Annotated in this window: 16 protein-coding genes; 10 read left to right on the forward strand and 6 right to left on the reverse strand. The window is 69.0% G+C overall.

All coding sequences use genetic code 11. The features are described 5' to 3' along the window. Positions 1-67: 67 nt before the first annotated feature. The gene (locus FJV41_RS00120) at positions 68-1,351 is read left to right on the forward strand and encodes a radical SAM protein (protein ID WP_141640304.1); all 1,284 of its coding nucleotides are present in this window, start codon (positions 68-70) and stop codon (positions 1,349-1,351) included. Further along, positions 1,348-2,325: a PLP-dependent aminotransferase family protein gene (locus tag FJV41_RS00125; RefSeq protein WP_141640305.1), complete on the forward strand. Its 978-nt coding sequence runs from the start codon at positions 1,348-1,350 to the stop codon at positions 2,323-2,325. The genes FJV41_RS00120 and FJV41_RS00125 overlap by 4 nt, the downstream gene beginning before the upstream one ends. A gap of 57 nt (positions 2,326-2,382) precedes the next feature. On the opposite strand, the gene FJV41_RS00130 is transcribed toward FJV41_RS00125, so the two are convergent. Then, entirely contained in the window at positions 2,383-3,021 is a 639-nt protein-coding gene (locus tag FJV41_RS00130; RefSeq protein ID WP_174463896.1) for a TetR/AcrR family transcriptional regulator, read from the reverse strand. A gap of 85 nt (positions 3,022-3,106) precedes the next feature. Here FJV41_RS00130 and FJV41_RS00135 point away from each other — a divergent pair, with 85 nt between their 5' ends. Continuing rightward, on the forward strand, positions 3,107-3,886 hold the full coding sequence (locus FJV41_RS00135; RefSeq protein WP_174456280.1) for a fatty acid desaturase: 780 nt from the start codon (positions 3,107-3,109) through the stop codon (positions 3,884-3,886). 27 nt (positions 3,887-3,913) lie between these two features. Here FJV41_RS00135 and roxB read toward each other — a convergent pair whose 3' ends face one another. Both roxB and FJV41_RS00145 read right to left on the reverse strand, forming a co-directional pair. Next, positions 3,914-5,977, reverse strand: a complete 2,064-nt coding sequence (roxB, locus tag FJV41_RS00140; protein WP_141640307.1) for a rubber dioxygenase RoxB — start codon at positions 5,975-5,977, stop codon at positions 3,914-3,916. 348 nt (positions 5,978-6,325) lie between these two features. Next, positions 6,326-7,339, reverse strand: coding sequence for an MBL fold metallo-hydrolase (locus FJV41_RS00145; RefSeq protein WP_181790286.1), 1,014 nt, complete (start codon positions 7,337-7,339; stop codon positions 6,326-6,328). Between the two features lie 131 nt (positions 7,340-7,470). On the opposite strand from FJV41_RS00145, the gene FJV41_RS00150 reads away from it, so the two are divergent. After that, the gene (locus FJV41_RS00150) at positions 7,471-8,394 is read left to right on the forward strand and encodes a LysR family transcriptional regulator (RefSeq protein ID WP_141640308.1); all 924 of its coding nucleotides are present in this window, start codon (positions 7,471-7,473) and stop codon (positions 8,392-8,394) included. Positions 8,395-8,412: 18 nt separating this feature from the next. On the opposite strand, the gene FJV41_RS00155 is transcribed toward FJV41_RS00150, so the two are convergent. Next, on the reverse strand, positions 8,413-9,480 hold the full coding sequence (locus FJV41_RS00155; protein ID WP_141640309.1) for a hypothetical protein: 1,068 nt from the start codon (positions 9,478-9,480) through the stop codon (positions 8,413-8,415). Positions 9,481-9,788: 308 nt separating this feature from the next. Here FJV41_RS00155 and FJV41_RS00160 point away from each other — a divergent pair, with 308 nt between their 5' ends. Further along, the gene (locus FJV41_RS00160; RefSeq protein ID WP_141640310.1) at positions 9,789-10,361 is read left to right on the forward strand and encodes a DUF1801 domain-containing protein; all 573 of its coding nucleotides are present in this window, start codon (positions 9,789-9,791) and stop codon (positions 10,359-10,361) included. A gap of 111 nt (positions 10,362-10,472) precedes the next feature. Here the strand turns inward: FJV41_RS00160 and FJV41_RS00165 are convergent, their stop codons facing one another. Continuing rightward, positions 10,473-11,414, reverse strand: a complete 942-nt coding sequence (locus tag FJV41_RS00165; protein ID WP_141640311.1) for a DUF808 domain-containing protein — start codon at positions 11,412-11,414, stop codon at positions 10,473-10,475. 179 nt (positions 11,415-11,593) lie between these two features. On the opposite strand from FJV41_RS00165, the gene FJV41_RS00170 reads away from it, so the two are divergent. Both FJV41_RS00170 and FJV41_RS00175 read left to right on the forward strand, forming a co-directional pair. Then, positions 11,594-12,427, forward strand: a complete 834-nt coding sequence (locus FJV41_RS00170) for a TrmB family transcriptional regulator (protein ID WP_141640312.1) — start codon at positions 11,594-11,596, stop codon at positions 12,425-12,427. Next, positions 12,424-14,253 carry an aspartyl protease family protein gene (locus tag FJV41_RS00175; RefSeq protein ID WP_141640313.1) on the forward strand — a complete coding sequence of 610 codons (1,830 nt, stop codon included), beginning with the start codon at positions 12,424-12,426 and terminating at the stop codon, positions 14,251-14,253. Before FJV41_RS00170 ends, FJV41_RS00175 begins: the two co-directional genes overlap by 4 nt. Here the strand turns inward: FJV41_RS00175 and FJV41_RS00180 are convergent. Further along, positions 14,250-14,645, reverse strand: a complete 396-nt coding sequence (locus FJV41_RS00180) for a GlcG/HbpS family heme-binding protein (RefSeq protein ID WP_141640314.1) — start codon at positions 14,643-14,645, stop codon at positions 14,250-14,252. The two genes, FJV41_RS00175 and FJV41_RS00180, sit on opposite strands and share 4 nt — an antisense overlap. A gap of 237 nt (positions 14,646-14,882) precedes the next feature. On the opposite strand from FJV41_RS00180, the gene FJV41_RS00185 reads away from it, so the two are divergent. From FJV41_RS00185 to FJV41_RS00195, 3 genes are all read left to right on the forward strand, one after another. Then, the gene (locus FJV41_RS00185; protein ID WP_141640315.1) at positions 14,883-15,887 is read left to right on the forward strand and encodes a serine/threonine-protein kinase; all 1,005 of its coding nucleotides are present in this window, start codon (positions 14,883-14,885) and stop codon (positions 15,885-15,887) included. Between the two features lie 61 nt (positions 15,888-15,948). Continuing rightward, positions 15,949-17,289: a sigma 54-interacting transcriptional regulator gene (locus FJV41_RS00190; protein ID WP_174476584.1), complete on the forward strand. Its 1,341-nt coding sequence runs from the start codon at positions 15,949-15,951 to the stop codon at positions 17,287-17,289. 124 nt (positions 17,290-17,413) lie between these two features. Beyond that, a complete protein-coding gene (locus tag FJV41_RS00195; RefSeq protein ID WP_246136914.1) occupies positions 17,414-18,778 on the forward strand; it encodes a serine/threonine-protein kinase in 1,365 nt (454 codons plus the stop codon). Positions 18,779-18,780 lie beyond the last annotated feature (2 nt).

The raw sequence follows: 18,780 nt of genomic DNA on the forward strand, positions 1-18,780 counted from the left end.
CACGAGCCCTTCACACATAAGTGTACTATTGACACGAAGCCTATGATGCTGCGAGAGTGCAGCCACCATGGACACCGCCTTCGTCGCCTTCATTCCGCTGTCGAACTGGCTGCGCGGATTTGATCGCTACCGAATGCGGTACTCGAAGGCGTCCATCGCCGAGTCGACCTTCCCCGACGCGTTCTACATGTTGAAGGAAGACGAGCCCTGGGCCCCCGGGCTCGAGAAGGCTCGGCGGCTGGTGGCGAAGCTCGGTCGCGCGAAGGACCGCGTCGTCGCGTTGCGCGCGCGGCTGCCGACGTCGGGGGCGCCAGCGATGCGCCCCAATGACACCACGGGCACCGGAATCGGCTGGCGCTGGCCCGCCCCCGAAGTGCCCCTGAGCGGAGTGGCCTGGGTCGACGACGCCGGTGCGCTGCGGCCCACGCTTCATGAGGAGGTCACCGCGCAGGCCTTCCTGCTCGAAGACACGGGGCTCGCGCCCTGGGCCGACTGTCGGCCTCGCTCCTTCTCGGTGCTGCCCGTGGCGAAGGCCTGCCAGGCGAAATGTGCGTTCTGCTTCTCGAAGGCCAGTGTCTCGGACCTCGCGCGGCAGCGGAGTGTCTCGCTTGAAGAGCAACTGCACTGGGCGGACCTCGCGCGCTCACGAGGGGCGGAGCGCGCCGTCATCACCGGCGGCGGCGAGCCGACCCTGCTGGCGCCTGGCCAGTTGCGTTCGCTGGTCCGTGGCCTCGCCGAGCGATTCCCGAAGACGCTGTTGATCACCAATGGCGCGCGGCTCGACGCCGAGCAACTGCACGCCCTGCGTGACGAGGGACTCACCACGCTGGCCGTCAGCCGTCACGGCGTCACCCGCGAGGACGACGCGCGCATCATGGGCCTGTCCGTCGACTCGGGTGCGCTCGCGCGAGCCTTTGGCCTCCGCAGCCGGGCCATCTGCGTGCTTCAGCGCGGCGGAGTCGATGACGCGGCCCAGGTCCACGCGTACCTGGAGCGCAGCGCGCGCGAAGGGTTCCACGAGGTCTGCTTCAAGGAACTCTACGTCTCCAGCCTCTCCGAGAACGCCTGGGCGCCGAGCGCCGTGAATCGCTACTGCGAGGCGAACCAGGTGCCGCTCGAAGTGGTGCTCCGCGCGATGGACGCGTGGGGCTTCACGAAGGTCACCGAACTGCCGTGGGGCAGCCCGGTGTTCGAGGGAGAGGTCGCAGGGCGCGTGCTGCGCGTCGCGGCCTACACGGAGCCCTCGGTCGGTTGGGAGCGAACACATCGGTTGGTGCGCTCGTGGAACCTCATGAGTGATGGAACCTGCCTGGCCTCGCTGGAAGACCCGGCCTCGGAGCTGCGCCGATGAAACACGACGCCTTTCTCTCCCTGGCTGACGCGTGGCGTGGCAAGCGCCCCGAGCTCGTCGACCTGGCGGAGCTCAATGTCTATCGCAGCCTCGCGCCGGCCTTCGCCGCCATCGCTCCGTCGACGCATCCCGAGGCTCCGTATCGGTGTCACCTCGCCGAACGCTTTCTCGCGCACCTCGAACTCGACGCGGAACTCAAGTCCAGGACCCAGGTCAGTCACGGCGTGCGCCGCTCCCTGCGAGCGCTGTTCGGTTGGCTCGCGTCACGCAACGCCCGCGTCGCGGTTCCCGCCGACGTGTATCCGGTCTACCTCCAGCTCGCTGGGGAAGCAGGCGTCGAGGTCGTTCCATTCTCCGCGCGGGAGGGGCTGCCCGAACTCGAGGCCCGCGACGCGCTGCTCCTGTGCGAGCCGCTCAAGCCCTGGGGACGAACCCCACGGAGCGAAGAGACCGAGCGCGTGGAGCGCTGGGTCCGCGCCGAGCCGGGAAAGCGGGTGCTCATCATCGACTCCGCGTACGCGACCCCTCCCACCCCGTGGACACTCCGGCTGCTGCGAGAGGAGCTCGCGTTCGTCCTCGTCTCGCTCTCGAAGAGCTGGCTCATCCCCGACCACGTGGGGTTGTGCATCACGCCTTCGCGGTGGCACCAGGACGCGCGCGCCGTCTTCGCGCCGCTGCCGAAAGACGAACAGAAGCTGCGCATCGGCTACGCGGCCCTCACGGAGCACGCGTCCCGTCCTCGCCAGGTCGGCGCGCTGCTGGCCGAGCGAGCCCGCGCCCTGGACGCGTTCACCGCCACCCGGCCCGAGCTCCGGGCCTCACCGTGCGTGGGCTACTTCGCCACCTCCCAGTGCTCCTTCGATGAACTCCTGGAGCAAGGGGTCCTCGGAGTGCCCGCCTCGGTCTTCGGCGGCCCCGCGCAGGTGACCATTCTTTCGAGCCTGCCCGCCGCCGTGAGCCCTTCGGCGTCCTGAGCGGGCGGGCGACTCCCAACGGAATCGCCAGACGGAAACCCGCGCGACGCGGCGCACTCAGCCCTTGGCCTTGCCCTTGGTCCGGAGGCCACTGGCCGAGGGGTCGCGCGGCAGGTGCCGCAGGCCCATCCAGCCCAGCGCCGACACGTGCCGCACCACGTGCTCCAGGGGGATGGGACGGCCCTCCGCCGCCCACCACACCCCCACCTGCGTCACCATGCCGACGAGCGCGTTGGCGTACACCGGGGCGACCTTGGGGTTGAAGCCCGCTCGGCTGAACTCCGCCTGGAAGATGTCTCCCACCCGCTGCGCCAGGTCGTCGATGACGCGCGTGAGGCCGCGCCGGGCGCTGGACGTGGGCGAGTCGCGCGTGAGGACGGCGAAGCCCGCCGGCTCCTCCTTCGCGTAGGTGAGGAAGACCAGCACCGCGGCCTCGAAGCGCTCGCGGGCGCTGCCCTGGGCGATGGCATCCGACATGCCCTGCACCAGCCCGTCCATCTCCCGCTCCACGATGGCCGCGTAGAGGCCCTCCTTCGCCCCGAAGTGCTCGTAGACGATGGGCTTGGAGACGCCGGCCTTCGCCGCCACCTCCTCGATGGACGTCGCCTCGTAGCCGCGCGAGGCGAAGAGCTCGCGGCCCACCTCCAGCAACTGGGCGCGCCGCTGCGGGCCCGTCAAACGCTGTTTCTTGGCCACCTTGACCTCTGGGCTACCCGAGCGTAGGTTACTTCAACGTAACTTACCGGTGAGTAGGCTACCTGCCGGTTTTCAGGAGACCTCCGTGTACCTCATCCTCTGCGGCCTCGTCTTCACTGGCGCCTACCTGCTCAACATCCTCACCATCTCCGTGGGCTATCACCGCGCGCTCGCGCACAAGGCGGTGCGGCTGCACCCGGCGCTGCGGCGTCTGCTCGTGGTGGGCGGCAACTGGTTCACCGGGCTGGACCCCAAGGCGTGGGTGGTGATGCACCGGCTGCACCACGAGCACTCGGACACGCCGCTCGACCCGCACTCCCCCGTGAATGTGGGGCTGCTGGGCATCGCGAACGAGCAACTGCGCAACTACAAGCGCATCATCGTGGGGCTCATGCGAGAGAAGCCCGAGTACACGAAGTACGCGAAGGACCTCGACTTCCCGCTCAACGCCCTCAACCGCAAGAACCTCTGGTGGCTGCCCTATGCGCTGCACGCGGGCGTGGGGCTGGCGCTGGCGCTGAGCGTGGGCTGGGTGCTGGGCGCGGCGTACTTCCTCGGGATGATGAGCCACCCGGTGCAGGGCGGCATCGTCAACGCGCTGGGGCACGCGGTGGGCGGGCGCAACTTCGACACCCGGGACAACTCGCGCAACAACCACCTGGCCGCCTGGCTCATCCTGGGCGAGGGCTTCCAGAACAACCACCACGCCTACCCGGGCTCGGCGTCCTTCTCGCACCACCGCCACGAGGTGGACCTGGGCTTCGTGGCCTGCCTCGCGCTCGAGCGGCTGGGGCTGCTGACCATCGACCGCGCCTATCTCATTCCCAGGCCCGAGCAGTTGGACACGGCGCGGGCACGGGCGTAATCGCCCGGCCCGATGACGACTCCGGGGCTACAGCGTCTTGAGGTACTCGATGAGCGCCAGGCGCTCCGGGTCCGTGAGGACGGCGTTGAACTCATGTCCGCCGTTGTCCTGGCCGAACGCGTGGGTGTTGTAGATTTTCCGGTCCTCGAGCTGCTGCCGTGTGCGCGTCGGTGGGAAGAGGATGTTCCATGAAGCGCTCAGGTTGCTGAAGAGCACGGCCATGATTTCCTGCGCGAGGGGCGTGCGGAACTCGTCACCCGGGTCGCAGTTGATGTACGGCGATACCGCCGGATTCCAGGGCGTGCGCCACTGGCAGGCGATTGTGTCGTACTTCCAGCCGAGCCTGCTGGAGTCGTAGGCGCGCTGCAGACTGGTGTCGAAGCCCATGATGACGAGCGGCTGGTCCCAGCGCGGTGGAGCGGAGACGCGGCGCCAGATGGGCTTGCGGTCAGCGGGCTTGAGCACCTCCCAGACATTGGGAACCGAGCCGTTGTGGAAGTACGGCGCGGTGGCCCAGACCCCGTAGAGCGGCGGCGCGAGATAGCCGTGCTCGCGGTCTCCACGAAGATGGGGCTGGTTCTGCGGGCCGCAGTCCTGCGCGGTGCCGGCCGTCTGCGGATAGCCGAAGAAGTTCTTGGCGCCAGCGGACTGCACCGCGGCGTTGTTGGTGTTCACCCGGACCGGGTCGGTGCCGATGATGCGCAGCGGCGCGATGTAGCTCGCCATGCCCGCCAACGCGGGGGTCGCGAGGAACGCCGGGTCATTGACGTAACGGGGCGAGTAGGCCCCATGGCAGCTCGCACAGGAGCCATTGCCTTGAGGCCGTGGCACGGCGTTGTTGCGCCCCGGAGCCCACATGTCGAGGGTGTGGAACAGCACCGCGCCCTGCTCGGCCAACGACGTGTTGACGGGCAGCGGATAGGGCGGTGACTTGAGCGACTCCACCCAGGTGTTGAGCGCCGGGCCGTTGGCGCGCATCCAGTCCTGCCCCGCTTCGCTCACCGGCCCGCCGATGCCGCCGAACAGTCCGAGGAACGGTGTGTAGAACACCATGTCCACGCGGGGTGCATCCATCGGGAACACGCCGTCGATGAACTTCACCGGCCGGTGCCCCATGTTCCACCAGGCGGGCGTATCCATTCCGGCGGTCGAGCCGGAGTTGATGAGGCCAATCACCTCCGAGGGCGTCAGCGGCTCCTCGTCCGGGAACAGGAAGGCGAGGTTGATGTCGCTGGCGTTGTTGGTGCCCCGAGTGCGGTTGAGGTTCAGGAACGTGGCCAGCGACGCCGGATACCCCAGGGGCAAGAGGTCGCTCAGGAACAGGTCCAGGTCCGCCAGGCTGCTGCCGCCGCCCATCAACACCCCAAGGCCCGGGCCGTCCGAAGGAGTGCCCACCACGCCGCTGTGGCAGGCGTGACAGGTGACTCCCATGCGTCCGCTCCAGCTCCCGTCCGGGTTGCGCAGCTGCGTGAGCATCTGCGGCAGCTGGCCGCTTCCTCCGTTGGTGCGATTGGGCAGCTGCAAGGGCAGCGGATAGGGATTGCGCTCGGTGCTCAGCCCCGACCCGTAGCGCTGGGCCACCAGGGCATCGAAGTTGTCGGGACGAAATGGAAAGCCCCAGACACGCCACAGCTCGTTGTACTGCGCCGCGGAGAAGGTGGCGATGCCGAAGCCCGCCTCGGGGCGAGTGGCGTCGGTGCCGGTGAACAGCGCACCCACGCCTGGATGGCCGTTCGTCAGCAGCCCCTCCCCGCGACTGAAGCGTCCACGCAGCTCGCCGCAAGTCCTGGCCGCGCCCTCCTCCTGCACCGCCTCTGGATTGACATGACAGTTCTTCCAGAAGGCATTGAAGTGCACCGCCCGGCCATTGCTGATGCCGGGCTGCACCAGGGTTCGTGGGTCCGCCGGTAGGACGGCTCCGTCCGGCTTGCCGTAACAGAAGTCCCACTGCGCCGAGCCGCCTCGGCTGCTGCCCAGCAAATCACTGGCGACGGAGACACCGGGCATCGCCAGTGTCCCCATGGCCAGCAACACTCGAATGAATGGAACAGCGGTGCCGCGCGCTGCGAACGCCTTCCTGACTGCGCTCATGGGTCCCTCCTCCTTCGCTGCGTGTTCCCACTTCCCGGTCGGCGGGGCGGACGTCCGCGGGGAGGAGAATCGGCGAGCGCAGCTCGGAGTTCGTCCGCCAGGCCATGGTCAACGTGCAGCCGTTGCGCGCCTCCGGAGGGTGGAGTTCGACAGTGGCGGCCTGCGCGGCAACCGACGACCGGCTGCGGTGACAGGCCATGAGAGCGATTCGTGAGAGGGATGATGGGCCGCTATTGGCACAACGTCAATAGAACCACCCCGGACTTGCCCGGAACCCGGTCGCCACGGCCCGCCGAGGTGTCCCTTACCCAGACAACCTGCACACCAGTGAACAGAGCCGGGAGCGAATCACTCCGCGAGGACCTTCGCGTCCGGCCACCGCTGGCCTGAGCTGTAATTGGCCGGAATCCACCGGTAGCTCCTCCCCTCCGCGCCCAGGCGGCCCAGTCCAGGGAAGGGCATGTGCGAAAGGCCGAGCAGGTCGCCGCGCTGCGCCGCCTCAGCGAATGTGCGTGCTCGCTGGGCCGCAGCCGCACGGTCGTCCACGTCGTAGGCGACCGTCACCGACGGCTCGCGCAGTTGCACCGAGCCGAAGTGCATCAGGTCGCCAAACAGGACCAGCCGCTGCCTCCGGCTCTCGATGATGTAGCTGCTGTGCCCCGGCGTGTGTCCCGCGGTGGGCATGACCCGGATGCCCGGGACGACGGAGTCCCCGCCTCCGAACGTCTTCAGCTTCCCCGCGACCCGGTAGGGCTCCACCATCGCCCGCGCCTCCTCGAAGTACTTCGGGTCCACCTGTCCCCGCGCCTTCTCACGCCCCAGCCAGAAGTCCGCTTCGCGTGCGTGGACCTGGAGGATGGCGTTGGGGAACGCCCGGCGCGTGCCAGACATGAGCCCGCCGGAGTGGTCGGAATGGATGTGCGTGAGCAGCACCACGTCAATCTGCTCGGGTTGGTAGCCCGCGGCCTGGAGGCTCTGCTGGAGTTGGCCTCCCACGCCGGGGCCAAAGAAGCCACCCACGCCCGTATCCACGAGCACCAGCGCCGTGCCGGTGTTGATGAGGAACGCGTTGATGGACAGCTCGACGGGGTCCTCGAGGTGGTCGCGCGCGAGCAGGTCCTTCACCCGCTCCGGCGTCGTGTGCGTCGCCACGTCGCGCACCGTCTGGGGGACGGTTCCGTCGGACAGCGCGGTGACCTCGAAGTCTCCGAGCATCATCCGGTAGAAGCCAGGTGCCTGCGTTCGCACCTGGGACGCGGCCGCGTGGGCGGCGGCCGGAAGCAGTGAAGCCGTGGCCATCACCAGCAAGGCCAGGGCGCGTGAGACAGCGAGAAAGACACCGCGAGGAAGAGGTCTTGTCATGGGTGACGAAGTAGCGCCCGACCTCGCCTCGGATAAACGGGCGCACGTCACACACACTGTTTCACCCTGGAAACAATCAGGAGCCCGCGGCCCGCGGGCTGAACGCGATATGCCATCAGCGGAGGTGGAAGATGGACAGGTTCACGGCGATGGAGGCCTTCGTCCGCGTGGTGGAGAGCGGCACCTTCACCAAGGCGGCGGACGCGCTGGGCCGCCCGAAGACAGCGGTGACCCGGCTCATCCAACAACTGGAGGCGCAGTTGCGCGTGAAGCTGCTGCACCGCACCACGCGCCGCGTGACTGTCACGCCGGAGGGCATGACCTACTACCACCAGGCCTTGCGCCTGCTCGGGGAGGTGCGGGAGCTCGAAGCCACGCTGTCCCAGTCACGGCGCGGCCCCCGGGGACGCCTGCGCGTGGAGTCGAGCGGAACCATTTCCCGGCTGCTGCTCGTCCCCGCGCTGCCGTCGTTCTACGCGCGCTACCCGCAGATGCACATCGAACTGGGGGTGAGCGACCGCGTCGTGGACCTGCTCGCGGACAATGTCGACTGCGCCATTCGCGGAGGGGGCGTGAAGGATGAGTCCCTGGTGGCGCGACACCTGGGAGACCTCTGCTATTGGCTGTGCGCGTCCCCCAGATATGTGGAGCGTCACGGTGCGCCAGGCCACCCGCGAGAGCTGGCGGGCCCGACGCACGCGGTGGTCAGCTACTTCTCGTCGCTGAGTGGCAAGGAGCTCCCCTTCGTCTTCCTCCGCGACGGTGAGCGGCTGGAGGTCCAGGGCCGCAGCCTGCTCACACTCAACGAAACCAACGCGTACCTGGCCGCCGGACTGGCCGGCCTCGGTGTCATGTTCGCGCCCCGCTTCGTGGTGGAGCCGTACGTCGCCACCGGGGAGCTGGTGCAGGTGCTGGAGGATTGGCGGCCCGAAGCCCGGCCCCTGTTCCTGGTCTACCCACCCGCACGCCCGCGGGGCGCCGGCCCGCGGGTCTTCATCGAATGGACGATGGAGCTGTTCGCGAGCCGGCCGGACCTGTGGCGCCATGAAGGGTAGCCGTCCGCGAGCGCGTCGCTACTCGAAGACGGAGAGCTGTCCCAGCGAGCGAAGCTCTCCCGTCGTATCCCTCGGGGTGGCTCGCACGCGGACGTGCGACACGGACGTCGTGCCCGTGAGGTCCACTTCCATGAAGAGCCGCACGCCAGCGCCGCCGAGCAGGTTGGCCAGGGGCAGCCACTGGGTGCCGTCGGCGCTGCCCTCCAGCAACAGCTCGGTCATGGTGCCGGACACCTCGAAGTTGCGCAGCACGGCCTTGCGCGGAACCACGGGCCGCGAGAGCTGCACGGCGACCTCCCGGACTCCCTGCTGGAAGAGCACGAGCCCGCTGAGGTCGCCGTTGGTGATGCGGCAGGGCGTCTCCGCGTTCAGGTAGGTACACGCCGCGCCACGGCTCACCGGGACGAGCGCGCGGCGAGGCAGCGCCACGAAGTTGCTGGAGTAGGAGAGGCCGACCGTCACGCCCCCCGCATTCGCCTCGCGCTCGACGCTGATGGAGGCCTTGAGTCCTTGGACATCCTCGAGGACGGAGTCGCTCAGGTGGACCGGCGAGGTGACCTTGGGGACCTGCCAGGCCGCCCTGAGGGAGGTGGTGTGAACGGAGAGCACGTGGTCGTCGTCCCCCGCGCCGTGGGTGGCGGACAGGGGCCGGAAGCCCACACCCACGCCCTGCGCTTCCCCGGTGGCCGTCAGCGTGCCGGTCCACTCCTGGAGGGTGGGCAGCGCCACCCCTGACTGCTGGATGAGGAAGAAGGCCGAGAGGCTCCTTCCCTGGGAGTGCTCGGGCGAGCGGGCGACGAAGCAGCGCGCGATGCTCCCGTTGCGGGTGTCCGCGCCCAGCAGGTCGAGTTCGAAGGTGCCATCAGCCCGGGTCTTCACCGACTTCCAGCTCGACGTGAAGCCCGCGAACGCGCACGAGGAGTTCTCGCTGCGGTAGAGCTTCAACAGCGCTTCCGGGAGCGGTGCGCCGGCCTCGTCGATGAATCGCCCACTCAGGGCGATCTCCTGGTCCGCATCCACCTTGCTCTCGGTACAGCCCCCCAACATCACCAGCACACCCAGGGACAACGTGCGCGTCCATCGCATGAGAACCTCCTTCACTTGTGAGTCGCGCTGTCAGTGCAAGACTGGTGCACGGCCCGGCTCCCTCTGAGGACGCGAGCCCGGGCCTGTCCTTTCCGGACAAGGCCGTCGTGGCGCGCCCCTTACGCGGGTGCCACCGCCACTTCGCAGTGCCCTAGAACCCGCCACGGCGACGGGCGTCAGGGTGGCGCGGGAACTCCAGCCGCTTGGAGGGGCCCGACAAGAAAAGCAGGGGTGTGTCGATCTCCCAGTGGGTCATTCGTCGCCAGGGTGAAGCAGCGAACCGAACCCAATAGGGAGGGCACCACCCGATGGCTACCGCGAAGAAGTCCGCGCCCCGAAAGGCGGCGATGAAGAACTCCACCTCGAAGACCGCCACGTCGAAGAAGCACGAAGCGCCCAAGAAGGTCGCGCCCCCGAAGAAGGCCCCCACGGCGCGGAAGTCCTCGTCGAAGGACAGGTCCGAGCGCCCCGTACCGAAGCTCGCGCCGGCGCAGGTCACCCCCCAGACGTCATCGGCGCAGGGGTCGGCGGTGGACGCCTTTGTCGCCAGGATGGAGGGTTGGCAGCAGGACATCGTGCGCCCGCTCGCGGCGCTCATCGCGAAGGAGGCGCCCGGCGCCTCGGCCTACATCAAGTGGGGACACCCCGTGTGGGACCATGCGGGCCCCTTCGCGCTGGTGAAGGCGGCCAAGGCGCATGTCACCCTCGGGTTCTGGCGTGGCGGGCAGATGCGCGATGCGGACGGCATCCTGGAGGGTGACAGCGACGGGATGCGGTACGTGAGAATCCAGTCGGGCCAGCGGCTCCCGGCTTCGCTCGCGGCGCTGGTGCACGAGGCCTTGGCGCTCAACCAGAAGCACGGCGACCCGCTGAAGCGCTGAGCGCTGGAATGACGGTCCATCCAGTCGCCTCGACAGCTCCCTCCTGGGCACCTTCAAGAGGCGCTGGCCAGGAGGGAGGAATCGAGGCGGGGGTCCCGCGCTCGCTCCGCGCTACTTCTTCGCGGCCTTCCCCTTCATCACCTTCTTGCCCAGGACGACGAGCAGGACCAGCACGGCTCCGGCGCCCAGACCCACCGCGGCATTGAGCAGCATGGGGGCAAGCCCCCCCAGGAGGCGGCCCACACCCGGCACGGTGGTGACCCAATCGGTGAAGGACGTCTCCGCGTGGTGCAGGAGGGAGACGCCGTGCACGAGGATGCCGCCGCCCACCAGGAACATGGCCGCCGTCCCCGCCACGGAGAGGAACTTCATCAACCACGGCGCGGCGCGGAGGATGCCCGCGCCCAGGCTGCGCTGGAAGGCCCCGGACTGGCGGCTGAGATACAGCCCCGCGTCGTCCAGCTTCACGATGCCCGCCACGAGCCCGTACACGCCCACGGTCATGATGAGGGCGATGCCCACCAGGACCGAGACGCGGGTGGCGAAGCTCACCGTCGCCACGGTGCCCAGCGTGATGGCGATGATTTCCGCGGAGAGGATGAAGTCGGTGCGCACCGCGCCCTTGATTTTGTCCTTCTCCAGCGCCACCAGGTCCACGCTCGGGTTCACCAGCGCCTCGCGCAGCTCGGCGCGGTGCGCGGTGTCCTCCTCCTCGCTGTGGAGGAACTTGTGCGCGAGCTTCTCGAAGCCCTCGAAGCAGAGGAAGGCGCCGCCCACCATCAGCAGGGGGGTCACCAGCCAGGGCGCCAGCGCGCTGATGGCCAGCGCCGCGGGGACCAGGATGGCCTTGTTGACCAGCGAGCCCTTCGCCACCGCCCACACCACCGGCAGCTCGCGGTCCGCGTTCACGCCCGTCACCTGCTGAGCGTTGAGCGCCAGGTCGTCTCCGAGCACACCCGCCGTCTTCTTCGCCGCCACCTTCGTCAGGATGGAGACGTCATCCAGGATGGTCGCGATATCGTCGATGAGCGCAATCAGACTGCTGCCTGCCATGGAGTTCTTTCGGGCTGGAGGGTGAAAAGTCGCTGTGCGGTCAGCGCGGATTAGCACAGGGCGGCGCTCGGGGCACGGCCTCGGACGGTCGCCTGCCCCATGGAGCCCTCCGGAGGTCGGGGCACCGGTTCACGACGCTTCGGCTTGACTATTATTATTCGCGAGTAATAACAGCGTCCATGAACGCGGATGAAGGGCTCGTGGCCCTTGGGTTCACCGAGGTCGAGGCGCGGGTGTATTGCGAGCTGCTCAAGGGAGCGCCCGCCACCGGGTACCGGCTCGCGCAGGCGCTGGGGAAGGCGCCGCCGAGCATCTACCAGGCGCTCGCTTCGCTCGAACACAAGGGGGCCGTGCTCGTCGAAGAGGGTGAGCCCCGCTCCTTCCGGCCCGTGCCTCCGGACGAGGTGCTCGCGGCGCTCCAGCGGGGCTTCGAGACACGCAGCCGCGAGGCCGCGAACGCGCTGCGCAAGCTCCACGCCCCGGTGCAGGACGACCGCATCTACCACCTCAAGAGCACCGCGCAGGTGATGGAGCGCGCACGGACGATGATTGCCGGCGCCACCGAGCGGCTGCTCTTCGACCTCTTCCCTCCCCCCTTCGCATCCCTCACCCAGGCGCTCACCGAAGCGAGCTCCCGGCGCGTGGCCATCGCGGGGCTCGTCTACGACGAGACTCCCAAGGTGCCCTTCGACTGCGTGCGCTCGTCCGAGGCGGACTTCGTGCGGGAGCGCTGGCCGGGCGCGCAGCTCACGCTCGTGGTCGATGCCCGCGAGTTCCTGGTGGCGCTGCTCACCCCGGATGGCACCGGCGTCAAGCAGGCCATCTGGAGCGACAGCGGCTATCTCTCCTGCCTGCAGCACAGCGGGCTGTCCGCGGAGGTCCGGCTGAACGCGCCCCAGTCCGCGCGCGCACGGCTGGCGCGGTCCTTCTCCCTCATTGCCTCGAGCCCACCCGGCCTGCGCCAGCTCGTGGGCCAGACCTCTTCCACTTCCAAGCGCGGAGACACTCCATGAGATTCCTCCTCCCGGGCCTGATGGCCCTGACCCTCGTGCTCACTCCCGTCGCATCCAGGGCGGACGCGCTGCGGTCGCTCGTCGACAAGCACCTCGCATGGCGTGGCGGGGACGCCTTCACGCGACTGGAGAGCATCCACGCCCAGGGGAAGACGGCGACGGGCGGGCTCCAGGGCCCGATGGAGTCCTGGAGACATCGGGACGGACGCGTCCGCATGAACGCGGATTATGGCGTGGTGCGCGAAGCGATGGCCGTCACCCCCAAGGGCGGCTGGAAGGTGAACACCAGCGGCCAGGTCGAAGACGCGTCACCCACCGACGCGCGCGATGCGCTGCACCGGGTGGCGCTCGACTTCGGAACGGCGCTGCGGGGCGGTGCCGGGGCGAAAATCGCCCTGCAACCCGACGCGCAGCGCGACGGCCGCACCTGGAAGGTGGTGCGCGTCACGTTCGGCGACGAAGACCTCTATGACCTGTTCCTCCATGACGCCGACGGAGCCCTCCACGGCGTGCTCATCCGCGAGGACAACGTCACCCGCTTCGTGCGGCTGGGAGACTGGCGTCAGGTGCAGGGCGTGCGCATGCCCTTCCTGGAGGAGGAGCTCACCGACAACCCGGACTCCGACTCGCGCACGGTGGTGGAGACGCTGGAGCTGAACGTGCCCATTCCGCCCGCCGTCCTCGAACGGCCCGAGGACGTCCGCAAGGCGACCTTCGCGAACGGCCGACACAGCACGGGCTTCATCCCCTTCGAGTTCTTCAACGAGAACCGCGTCTACATTCCGGCCCAGGTGAACGGCCGTGCGACGCAGGTGCTGCTGGACAGCGGCGCGGAGATGACGGTGGTCGACACGGCGTATGCCCGCGAGCTGGGGCTGAAGACGCAGGGGCAGCTCGCGGCGGTCGGCAGCGGCGGACAGGCGCAGGCCCAGTTCGCCGGCGGCGTGGACATCACCGTGGGCAACCTGCGACTGACGGGGCTGACCGTCGCCGTCATCGACCTGGCGGAGGTCGCGCGGCATCTCGGTCACTCGCTGCCCGTCATCCTGGGCAAGGAGGCCTTCAACCAGCTCGTCGTGGACGTGGACTTCCCCAACCGGCGCGTCGCCTTCCACGAGCCGCGAAGCTTCAAGGCTCCGCCGCGAGCGGTGCGCATCCCCCTGGTCGAGTCCGCGGGCGGGCAGCGCGCGGTCCAGCTCTCCATCGAGGACCGGCCCGCCATCGAGGTGCTGTTCGACGTGGGCAATGGAGGGGCGCTCTCGCTCTTCCCCTCATACTGGCAGCAGGCGGGGCTGCTCGCGGGACGGCGCAGCTCCAAGACGCTGTCCGGCGCGGTGGGCGGCATGCGGGAGCGAGACGTGGCGACGCTGAAGCACATCCAGTTCGCGGGCGTCACCCTGAAGAACGTGCCCACGGTGTTCGACGACGCGGGCAAGAGCATGTCCGCCTCGGACCGGGTCATGGGCAACGTGGGGCTCGACGTCCTCGGACGCTTCCGGATGATTACGGACTATTCGACGGACACGCTGATGCTGGTCCCCGATGCCCGCGCGCTGCGGCAGCCGTTCCGCAAGGACCGGTCCGGACTGATTGCCCTCCCCTCGGAGGGTCGGCTCGTGGTGAAGCTGGTCGCCCCCGGGAGCCCCGCCGCGGCCACGGGCTGGAAGCCCGGCGAGGAGATTGTCGCCATCGATGGACAGGCCATCGGGCCCGACTACTCCAGCACGCAGCTGTCGCGCTGGCGGTATCGCGCCGCGGGCCAGACGGTGGTGCTCACGATGAAGGACGGCGGCAAGCGCAAGCTCACCCTGGGCGACTATTTCTAGAAGGCGGACGCGCCCGCGGTGGCGACGGCATGGTCCTGGTCGCCGGAGCCACCGCTGACGCCGACGGCGCCCACGACCTTGCCGTTCTTCTTCAGCGGGACACCGCCCGCGAAAATCATCACCTTGCCGTCGTTGGACGCGTGGATGCCATAGAACGGCCCCCCCGGCTGGGAGTGCTTCGCCAGTTCCTGCGTGGTGATGTCGAAGGCCCGCGAGGTGAAGGCCTTCTTGATGGAGATGTCCACGCTGCCCAGCCACGCCCCATCCATGCGCACATGCGCGACCAGATTGCCGCCTTCGTCGGCGACGGCGATGTTCATGGGTTGACCCAGCTCCTGGGCCTTCTTCTCGGCTGCGGCGATGATGCGACGAGCGTCTTCCAGACGGACCATGGGGAACTCCTGTGCCCCCGTCTCCAATGGAAGACAAGGCCGCGCTCGCGCGCGCTCGTGGGAGTGTTCTGGACGCAATGAGGGTGGACGGAAGTTGTTCCACCAGGCGACGAAAGTGGGAGTCCGCGAATCCCCCGGGTATGCTGCGGGCGTGGCAAAGCCTGGAGAGCAACGGGACATGTGTGGGACGAGCCTCCCGGACCGTCGGCGCCCGCGTTCAAAGGCAGGTCCGGTGCCATGACGCTCGCGACTGAGTTGGGGATGCTCGGCCGGTACCGGCTGCGCTCGCGGCTGGCGAGTGGAGGGATGGCGGAGCTGTTCCTCGCGGTGCTCCCCGGGGCCGAGGGCTTCGAGAAGCCCGTGGTCATCAAGCGCATGTTGCCGAGGCTCGCCGCGCAGGAGACCTACCGGCAGATGTTCGCCCAGGAGGCCCGGCTCATGGCCACCTTCGGGCACGCACATGTCGTCTCCGCGCTGGACTTCGGCGTGGAGCAGGACAGCCCATACCTGGTGCTGGAGTACGTGGATGGCGTGGACCTGGGGCGCGTCCTGGGCGCGAGGCGCACGTTGCCGCCACCGCTGGTGCGCTATGTGGGACTGAGCCTGCTGCATGCGTTGGAGCACGTGCATGGCTTGCGAGACGCGCGGGGCGAGCTGCTCGGCATCGTCCATCGGGACATCAGCCCGGCCAACGTGCTGCTCGGCCGCACCGGGAATGTGAAGCTGACGGACTTCGGTATCGCCAAGGGGCTGCGGACGCCCTCGCACACCGCGCCGGGCAGCACGCGAGGCAGGCTCCGCTACATGTCCCCCGAGCAGGTCCAGGGAGGGCCGCTGGATGGCCGCGCGGACCTCTTCTCGCTCGCGGTGCTCCTCTACGAGGCGGTGGTGGGCCAGGGTCCGTTCTCCGCCACCAATGACGCGCAGCTGCTGCTCGCCGTGCGCGACGCGCGGCTGGCACCCACCGAGGACCTGCGGCGCACGGCCGGCCCCGCCCTGGCGGACGTGCTGCTTCGAGCCCTGCGACGTCACCCCTCGGAGCGCTATGCCACCGCGGGAGAGATGGCGCGGGCGCTGGCGGCCGTGGACGGCACGGGGGAGAGCGAGCAGCCCTGGCGCGTGGCGGAGGTGGTGGCGGACACGCTCACCTCGGAGGGCACGGCGCCCGCCGCCTCTCGGGGGGCCGGAAACCGCGGTCCGTTCTCGGCGGCCCTGCTCGAGCTGCGCGAGGACGATTCATGAAGCGGCGGGTCCATCGGGCGTCGGACAGGCTCCGCGCCATGACGAGGGGATGAGCGCGAGCATGTCAGAGCATACCGAGGTCATCTCCCTTCAGGACACGCCAGGTGGGCTGTCTGTCCGGCGAGTGCGACTCCAGGTCTCCACGGGCCCGGACACGAACATCGAGGTGTCCTCTTCCTCGGAGAGGCTCACCATCGGCAGCGCGCCCGGAAACGCTTTGGTGCTGAGCGACCCCACCGTGTCCCGCTTCCACGCCGAGCTCGAGAGGAAGCCTGGGGGCTACCGGTTGCGAGACCTGGAGAGCACCAACGGCACGCGGGTGGACCACGTCCGGGTGACGGACGCCTTCGTGGTGGATGGCTCCACGCTGGCCTTCGGCAACACCACGGTGCGCTTCACGTGGGTGGCCGAGCAGGACGTGGTGCCGCTCCACTCCGAGCCGCACTTTGGCAAGCTGGTCGGCGAGGGCGCGGTGATGCGGGCCTTGTTCGCGCGGCTCGCGCGGCTGGCCGTCACGGATGCCACCGTGCTCATCGAAGGAGAGAGCGGCACGGGAAAGGAGCTCGTGGCGGAGGCGCTCCATCAACGGAGCCCCCGCGCCTCCGGCCCCTTCGTGGTGGTGGACTGCGGCTCCATTCCGCCGGAGCTGGTGGAGAGCGAGCTGTTCGGCCATGAGAAGGGCTCCTTCACCGGCGCCACCCACGAGCGGCGCGGGGCCTTCGAGGCCGCCCATGGAGGGACGCTCTTCCTCGACGAGATTGGCGAGCTCCCCCTGGCGGTGCAGCCCCGTCTGCTGCGCGCCCTGGAGCGCCGACAGGTCAAGCGCGTGGGCGCGGATGCCTTCCGGCCCGTGGACGTGCGCTTCGTGGCCGCCACCCATCGGGACCTGCGCGCGGGCGTCAACCGGGGGGAGTTCCGGGAGGACCTCTACTTCCGGCTCGCGGTGGGCATGGTGAGCGTGCCCCCGCTGCGGGCCCACCTGGAGGACCTCTCGCTGCTGCTCCGACATCTGTGGGAGGAGACCTTCCGCTCGCTCGGGCTGCCGCCGCGACCGTACACGCCCCCGGGCGCGGAGACGCTTCGCCAGCTCATGTCGCTTCCCTGGCGAGGCAATGTGCGCGAGCTGCGCAACTTCGTGGAGCGCAGCGTGGCCATGTCCGGAGCGCTGGACGCGGCGTTCGTCCAGGGCACTCCCACGCCGGGCTCCGTGCCGAGCCTTCCCTCGGTGCGCGTGGATCTTTCGTACAAGGATGCAAAGGAAGCCTGGCTGGACCACTTCGAGGAGACCTACCTGCGCCAGCGTTTGAACTCCGCGGGCGGCAATGTGAGTCAGATGGCGCGCGAAGCCGAAGTGGACCGGGCCCACGTCATCAAGCTCTTGCGCAAACACGCGGTGCGCTGAGGCGCATGCCAGGAATGTCCGCGTGCTAACCTCTCGCCCCACGATGCCGCGGTGCTCGAGGTGCCAGAGCGAGTATGCAGAGGGAGTTGTCTACTGCGCCCAGGATGGCGAGGCATTGCTGCCCATGGTGCTCGAGGGGCGCTACCGGCTCCTGTCTCTCCTGGGCGAAGGGGCCATGGGAGTGGTCTACCTGGCCGAGCACATGGGGCTGGGCAAGCGCGTCGCGGTGAAGGTGCTGCGGGGTGAGCTGTCGCGCGATTCGACCTTCTGTCGTCGCTTCGAGCTGGAAGCCATTGCCGCCAGCCAGATTGGCCACGAGAACATCGTCGACGTGACGGACCTGGGGCGCACCGCCCACGGCGAGCTGTTCTACGTGATGGAGTTGTTGGACGGCCAGAGCCTGGGCACGCTGCTGCGGCGTGAGCGCGTCCTGCCGCTGGCGAGGGCCGTTCCCATTCTCGTGCAGGTGTGCCGGGCGTTGGAGGCGGCACATGCGCGCGGAATCATCCATCGCGATGTGAAGTCGCAGAACGTGATGCTGGTGTCGCGCGGGGGGAGGCCGGACTTCGTCAAGGTGGTGGACTTCGGCATCTCCAAGATGAACCACCTGGAGGGCGAGAAGCTCACGCAGACGGGCGCCATCCTCGGCACCGCGGACTACATGGCCCCCGAGCAGGTGTCGGGCGGCGCGGTGGACGCGCGCGCGGACGTCTACGCGGTGGGCGCGCTCACCTACAAGCTGCTCACCGGCACGCCGCCCTTCCATGGGGAGAACTCCTTCGCCACCATGCTCCAGCACCTGGAAGCGACGGTGGAGCCCCCCGGCCAGCGGCGCCCGGAGCTGGGCCTGCCCGCCGAACTGGATGCGCTGGTGGTGCGGGCGCTCGCCAAGGAGCCGCATGCGCGTCCCTCCATGGCGCGCTTTCGCGAGGAGTTGGAGGCGCTCGCCTCGGGGCACCTGCCGGGCGGGTTGGTGACGGCACGGGCCACGACACCCTTCCCCACTCCCATCGCCAGGTCGGCACCGGTCTCCGTGAGCCCGGCGGTGACGCCCCCGCGCGCCTTGCCCTCGAAGCGAGGCGTACGGTGGGGGGTGGCGGGTGGCGTGCTGACCTTGCTCATCGTCCTGGCCGGACTGCTCTCTGAACGCGAGCCTCCGGCGACAGCCCAGGTGGCCGCGTCCCCTGCCCCCGTGCGGACTCCGACTCCAGCGCCCCGGCTCCGCGTGTCCATCGTCTCCGAGCCCCCGGGCGCCACGGTGAGCGCGAAGGGGCAGGTCCTCGGGACGACGCCGCTGGAGCTGGACCGTTCGGATGACGGAGGACCGTGGGTTCTCTCGCTCGCGGGGCATGCTCCGGCATCCGTGGAATTTCTGCCGCCGAGCGGGCGGGTGGAAGTGACGTTGACGAAGCTGCCCGCGCCGCGTGTCCCGAAACCGCCCGCCTCCGAGTTGAAGAAGGTGCGGGAGCTGAAGCCCAACCCCTTTTGAGA

Source organism: Myxococcus llanfairpwllgwyngyllgogerychwyrndrobwllllantysiliogogogochensis (assembly GCF_006636215.1).
GTDB classification, from domain to species: Bacteria; Myxococcota; Myxococcia; order Myxococcales; family Myxococcaceae; genus Myxococcus; species Myxococcus llanfairpwllgwyngyllgogerychwyrndrobwllllantysiliogogogochensis.

Excerpts from the sequence above, each read along its gene's own strand:
- FJV41_RS00165 (WP_141640311.1), bottom strand. The coding sequence starts at position 11,414 with ATGGCAGGCAGCAGTCTGATTGCGCTCATCGACGATATCGCGACCATC.
- FJV41_RS00145 (WP_181790286.1), bottom strand. The coding sequence starts at position 7,339 with ATGACAAGACCTCTTCCTCGCGGTGTCTTTCTCGCTGTCTCACGCGCC.
- FJV41_RS00175 (WP_141640313.1), top strand. The coding sequence starts at position 12,424 with ATGAGATTCCTCCTCCCGGGCCTGATGGCCCTGACCCTCGTGCTCACT.
- roxB (WP_141640307.1), bottom strand. The coding sequence starts at position 5,977 with ATGAGCGCAGTCAGGAAGGCGTTCGCAGCGCGCGGCACCGCTGTTCCA.
- FJV41_RS00150 (WP_141640308.1), top strand. The coding sequence starts at position 7,471 with ATGGACAGGTTCACGGCGATGGAGGCCTTCGTCCGCGTGGTGGAGAGC.
- FJV41_RS00170 (WP_141640312.1), top strand. The coding sequence starts at position 11,594 with ATGAACGCGGATGAAGGGCTCGTGGCCCTTGGGTTCACCGAGGTCGAG.
- FJV41_RS00120 (WP_141640304.1), top strand. The coding sequence starts at position 68 with ATGGACACCGCCTTCGTCGCCTTCATTCCGCTGTCGAACTGGCTGCGC.
- FJV41_RS00190 (WP_174476584.1), top strand. The coding sequence starts at position 15,949 with ATGTCAGAGCATACCGAGGTCATCTCCCTTCAGGACACGCCAGGTGGG.
- FJV41_RS00195 (WP_246136914.1), top strand. The coding sequence starts at position 17,414 with ATGGTGCTCGAGGGGCGCTACCGGCTCCTGTCTCTCCTGGGCGAAGGG.
- FJV41_RS00160 (WP_141640310.1), top strand. The coding sequence starts at position 9,789 with ATGGCTACCGCGAAGAAGTCCGCGCCCCGAAAGGCGGCGATGAAGAAC.
- FJV41_RS00155 (WP_141640309.1), bottom strand. The coding sequence starts at position 9,480 with ATGCGATGGACGCGCACGTTGTCCCTGGGTGTGCTGGTGATGTTGGGG.
- FJV41_RS00125 (WP_141640305.1), top strand. The coding sequence starts at position 1,348 with ATGAAACACGACGCCTTTCTCTCCCTGGCTGACGCGTGGCGTGGCAAG.
- FJV41_RS00180 (WP_141640314.1), bottom strand. The coding sequence starts at position 14,645 with ATGGTCCGTCTGGAAGACGCTCGTCGCATCATCGCCGCAGCCGAGAAG.
- FJV41_RS00185 (WP_141640315.1), top strand. The coding sequence starts at position 14,883 with ATGACGCTCGCGACTGAGTTGGGGATGCTCGGCCGGTACCGGCTGCGC.